The sequence below is a fragment of the Modestobacter caceresii genome (assembly GCF_000761485.1).
GTDB classification, from domain to species: Bacteria; Actinomycetota; Actinomycetes; order Mycobacteriales; family Geodermatophilaceae; genus Modestobacter; species Modestobacter caceresii.
This window is the reverse complement of record NZ_JPMX01000082.1, coordinates 1-4,079: the sequence shown is the minus strand read 5'-3', so window position 1 is coordinate 4,079 and position 4,079 is coordinate 1. Positions and strand designations below refer to the sequence as shown.

General features: G+C 75.2%; 6 protein-coding genes. 2 read left to right on the top strand and 4 right to left on the bottom strand.

Going from position 1 to position 4,079, the window contains the following annotated elements; translation table 11 throughout:
• The 4 genes from IN07_RS24840 to rimP form a co-directional block, all read right to left on the bottom strand.
• On the bottom strand, positions 1-362 hold a 362-nt coding region (locus IN07_RS24840), incomplete at its 3' end, for a translation initiation factor IF-2 N-terminal domain-containing protein (RefSeq protein ID WP_197058531.1).
• 214 nt (positions 363-576) lie between these two features.
• Positions 577-843, bottom strand: a complete 267-nt coding sequence (locus IN07_RS24835) for a YlxR family protein (RefSeq protein WP_081975509.1) — start codon at positions 841-843, stop codon at positions 577-579.
• A gap of 8 nt (positions 844-851) precedes the next feature.
• Positions 852-1,976, bottom strand: coding sequence for a transcription termination factor NusA (gene nusA / locus IN07_RS17605; RefSeq protein ID WP_036338086.1), 1,125 nt, complete (start codon positions 1,974-1,976; stop codon positions 852-854).
• Complete coding sequence (gene rimP, locus IN07_RS17600; RefSeq protein WP_231558448.1) at positions 1,973-2,770, bottom strand: ribosome maturation factor RimP; 798 nt, start codon at positions 2,768-2,770, stop codon at positions 1,973-1,975. The genes nusA and rimP overlap by 4 nt, the downstream gene beginning before the upstream one ends.
• A gap of 209 nt (positions 2,771-2,979) precedes the next feature.
• Between rimP and IN07_RS17595 the strand changes: the two genes are divergently transcribed.
• Together IN07_RS17595 and IN07_RS17590 are read left to right on the top strand one after the other, a co-directional pair.
• Positions 2,980-3,483, top strand: coding sequence for a hypothetical protein (locus IN07_RS17595; RefSeq protein ID WP_036338083.1), 504 nt, complete (start codon positions 2,980-2,982; stop codon positions 3,481-3,483).
• Positions 3,484-3,522: 39 nt separating this feature from the next.
• The gene (locus IN07_RS17590) at positions 3,523-4,026 is read left to right on the top strand and encodes a ferritin-like domain-containing protein (protein WP_036338080.1); all 504 of its coding nucleotides are present in this window, start codon (positions 3,523-3,525) and stop codon (positions 4,024-4,026) included.
• Positions 4,027-4,079: the final 53 nt, after the last annotated feature.

The following is a 4,079-nucleotide window of genomic DNA, read 5'->3' as shown; positions in this document are numbered from 1 at the left end:
GGCGACGGAGCCGGCGCACCGGTCTGGGCAGCCGGGGCCTGGGCAGCGGCCGGAGCCGGAGCCGGGGCCGGTGCAGCGGGAGCCGGTGGAGCCGGAGCCGGGGCGGCGGGAGCCGACGCCACCGGCGCGGGCGGCCGGGGACCGGGACGCGGACCGGGGCGGGCGCCGGAGGCGCCGTTGCCGCCACCGCTCGAGGCACCGTCGCCGGGGAAGGCCTCACGCAGCCGTCGGGCCACCGGGGCCTCGACGGTGGACGAGGCGGACTTCACGAACTCGCCCTGCTCCTTGAGCTTGGCGAGCACTGTCTTGCTGTCGATACCGAGCTCTTTCGCGAGCTCGTGTACGCGGGCCTTGCCTGGCACGGGTCTCCTCTGGTGAGGCCGGCGGCTGGCCCGCTCGACCTCTGTCTCAGTGGTGCATGGTCATCGTGGCGACTTCACGGGTTGCTCATCCGAGGTCGTCCTGCTCTCGACTGTGGACCGGCCGGGTGCCGGTCCGACTGGATCGCGCTCAGTACATGGTGCTCGGTGGTGCACGGCGCTCGGTGCGGTCCGTCCGGGGCGCCACCCGGGCGGGTCAGGTGACCTGCCGGAGGACGTGCGCCTCGAGCGGGCCGGTCTCCAACGGCGTGCTGCTGCGCAGCGCGCGCGGGAAGGCCCGGCGCCGGATTGCTGCCTGTAGGCACTCCGCGGTGGGGTGCAGGGACGCACCCCGGCCGGGGAGCCGTCGCCGCGGATCAGGGGTGAGCCCCCCGCCGCGGACGACGACACGCAACAGCTCGGTGACCGGAGCGCGTCGCCGGCACCCCACACAGGTGCGGACCGGCATCGACGAATCGGCCATCAGGGAGTCTAGCGCGCCGCGGGCCCGGGATGTTCCGCGCGCCGCACGGGGGGCCGGTGACCGCCCTGCGGACCGCGGGCACCGGCCCGGCCGGGCTGCACGCCCGGCCGCAACGGAGCCCGCCCGACACCCGGGGAGACCGGGGCGTTGCCGTCGGTGGGCTCGGCGTCACTGCGGATGTCGATGCGGCACCCGGTGAGCCGGGCGGCCAGTCGGGCGTTCTGCCCCTCCTTGCCGATCGCCAGCGACAACTGGTAGTCCGGCACGACCACCTGGACCGCCCGAGCGGCCGGGTCCACCACCCGTGCACTGGTGACCCGGGCGGGCGACAGCGCAGAGGCGACGAAGCTGGCCTCCTCCTCGGACCAGTCGACGATGTCGATCTTCTCGCCGTGCAGGTCGCTCATCACGTTGCGGACCCGCTGGCCCATCGGGCCGATGCACGCACCCTTGGCGTTCAGCCCGGGGACGCGGGTGCGGACGGCGATCTTCGACCGGTGCCCGGCCTCGCGTGCCACGGCGACGATCTCCACGCTGCCGTCGGCGACCTCGGGCACCTCGAGCGCGAACAGCTTGCGGACCAGGTTGGGGTGGGTGCGCGACAGCGTCACCTGCGGGCCGCGGAAGGTGCGGGCGACGGAGACGACGTAGGCCTTGAGCCGGCTGCCGTGCCGGTAGTCCTCACCGGGCACCTGCTCGGGCGCCGGCAGCGTGGCCTCCACCTTGCCGATGTCGACCAGCACCACGCCCTGGGTGTTGCGGCGGTCGTGCGCCTGCACGATGCCGCTGACGATGTCGCCCTCCTTGCCGGCGTACTCCCCGAAGGTCTGCTCGTGCTCGGCGTCGCGGAGCCGCTGGATGATCACCTGCTTGGCGGTGCTGGCGGCGATCCGGCCGAAGTCGGAGGGGGTGTCGTCCCACTCGTGCACGACCTCGCCGTCCGGCCCCAGCTCCTGGGCCAGGACTGCCACCTCGCCGCTCTTGCGGTCCACCTGCACGCGCACGTGCTTGGCCGCACCGTCCGCGTGCCGGTAGGCGGTGACCAGCGCGGTCTCGATCGCCTGCAGCACCGTGTCCGCAGGGATGCCCTTCTCCCGCTCGACCGCCTTGAGAGCCGTCACGTCGATGTTCACTTGTTGCCTCCTCGTCGCGACCGGGGGTCCCGCGGCGCGCGGCGCGGTGCCGGTCGCCCGGGCTTCCCGCTCGCGTCGACCGCACTGGTCCCGGTCGGGTCCTGCTCGTCGTCGTGCTCGTCCTCGGCGTCCTCGGGCACGTCGCCGTCGGTCTCGTCGTCGGTCTCGTCGTCGTGGGTCTCGTCGTCGTCCTGGTGCTCGTCGTGGTGCTCGTCGTCGTGCTCGTCGTCGTCGCCGTGGTCGACGAGCGCGGCGTCACGGTGCCCGGCCGGTCGGGTGAACTCCACCTGCACCCGTGCCTCGCCCAGCTCTGCCCAGGGAACGGTGCGCTCGCCGACGGCCTTGCGCACCTGGCCCTTCTTGGTGCCGCCCTTCTCCACGGCAAGCACGACCCCGCCGTCGTCGACCCGGAGCACCCGGCCGGTGAGCTGCTCCCGGCCGGCGTCGGGGCCGACCGCGACGCCGACCAACCGGCCGACGTTGCGCCGCCAGTGCCGCGGCAGGGTCAGCGGTCGGTCGACCCCGGGGCTGGTGACCTCCAGGACGTAGGGCGAGCGGCCCAGCGCCTCGTCCTGCGCGTCGAGCACCTCCGACAGCGCACGGCTGAGCTCGGCGACGTCGTCCAGGCTGACCCCGGCGTCCCGGTCGACCACGACCCGGACCACCGACCGCTGGCCGGCGGGGCGGACGACGAGCTCCTCCAGGTCGTACCCGGCGGCGGCGACCACGGGCTCGACCCAACCGGTCAGCTTGGCGGTCACCACGTCCGCGGTGCCTGCACCTCGCGTGGACACCGACTGCCTCCTGTTGTGTGGGAACCGCGACGCCCACCGGGTGGGGACCCCGGTGGGCGGCCGGGCGGGCCCGACGGGCCACCGGCGTGCTGCGCGTGAACCGTCAGGCTACCGCCCGCACCGCCGGCACCACCGGTCCCGCGAGTCGCGACCGGCGCTCCGGTGCGTTCGGCCAGGAGAGTCGCCCGGGACTGTCAGGATGGACGGCGATGTCCGGACTCCTCCCCGCTCCCCCGGCCGCCGGCACGTTCACCCGACGCAGCCTGTTGATCGCCACCCTCGCCGGCACGGCGCTGGTGTCCACCGGCTGCACCGGCAGCCCCGGCGACGTGACCGACGCGGTCACCCCGGCGCAGGTCGACCGGCTGGCCGCCCAGGTCCGGGTGCAGGAGGAGGTGGTGGCCGGCTACGACCAGGCGTTGAGCAGCGCGCCCGACCTGGCCGCGGCGCTGACCCCGCTCGCCGCGCAGGCGCTGGCACAGCTGGACCGGCTGCGCGCGGCCGCCCCCGGCGACACCGCGACGACCTCGGCGGCGGCCAGCGGCACCGCTGCACCGACCGATCCGGCGGAGGCACGCCTCTGGCTGCGGGGCGTCGTCGCTGCAGCCGCCGCCGCGCACGCCGAGGCCTGCCCGGAGTTCACCGGCGGGCGGGCGGCGCTGCTCGGCAGCATCGCGGCCGGCCTGCGGGGCCAGGACGGACTGTTGGCATGAACACTGCTCCGCGACGGGCAGCCGGGAGACGGGACGACGATGGCTGACGGCACCAGCTCACCCGCGAGCTCGCCCACCGCGGCGGAGGACAGGGCGGCAGGGGGCAGGGCGGCGGAGGAGGCCGCACTGCAGGACGCGCTGGCCGCGGTGCACGCCGCGATCTGGGGCTACGGCGTCGTCGGTGCGGCACTCCCCCCGGAGTCCCGGGACGCCGTGGTCGCGTGCGAGCTGGCGTACCTGGACCTCCGGGACCAGCTCGTCGCCCTGCTGAGCGCCCGGCGGGTCGAGCCGGTCGCCGACGAACCGGGGCACACCCTGCCCTTCCCGGTGCTCTCCCCGGTCGACGCCGCAGCGCTCGCGGTCGTGCTGGAGGAGGGCGCGTCCGGGACGTGGACGTGGGTGCTGGACCAGGCGAGCGAGCGCAGCACCCGCGTGCTCGCCGTGGCCGCGCTGAGCGCCGCCGAGCTGCGGGCGGTCGACTGGCGAGCCCGGGCCGGCCGCACGCCACCGACCAGCGCCTTCCCCGGCCTGCCGCAGGCCTAGTGCCGAGTCAGGCAACCTTCGCCCGCTTGATGGTCTCGGCTCGGCGGATGACC

What these genes read in the sequence shown, in the direction of transcription:
- IN07_RS17590 (WP_036338080.1), top strand. Translation starts at nt 3,523, where the DNA reads ATGGCTGACGGCACCAGCTCACCCGCGAGCTCGCCCACCGCGGCGGAG.
- IN07_RS17595 (WP_036338083.1), top strand. Translation starts at nt 2,980, where the DNA reads ATGTCCGGACTCCTCCCCGCTCCCCCGGCCGCCGGCACGTTCACCCGA.
- IN07_RS24835 (WP_081975509.1), bottom strand. Translation starts at nt 843, where the DNA reads ATGGCCGATTCGTCGATGCCGGTCCGCACCTGTGTGGGGTGCCGGCGA.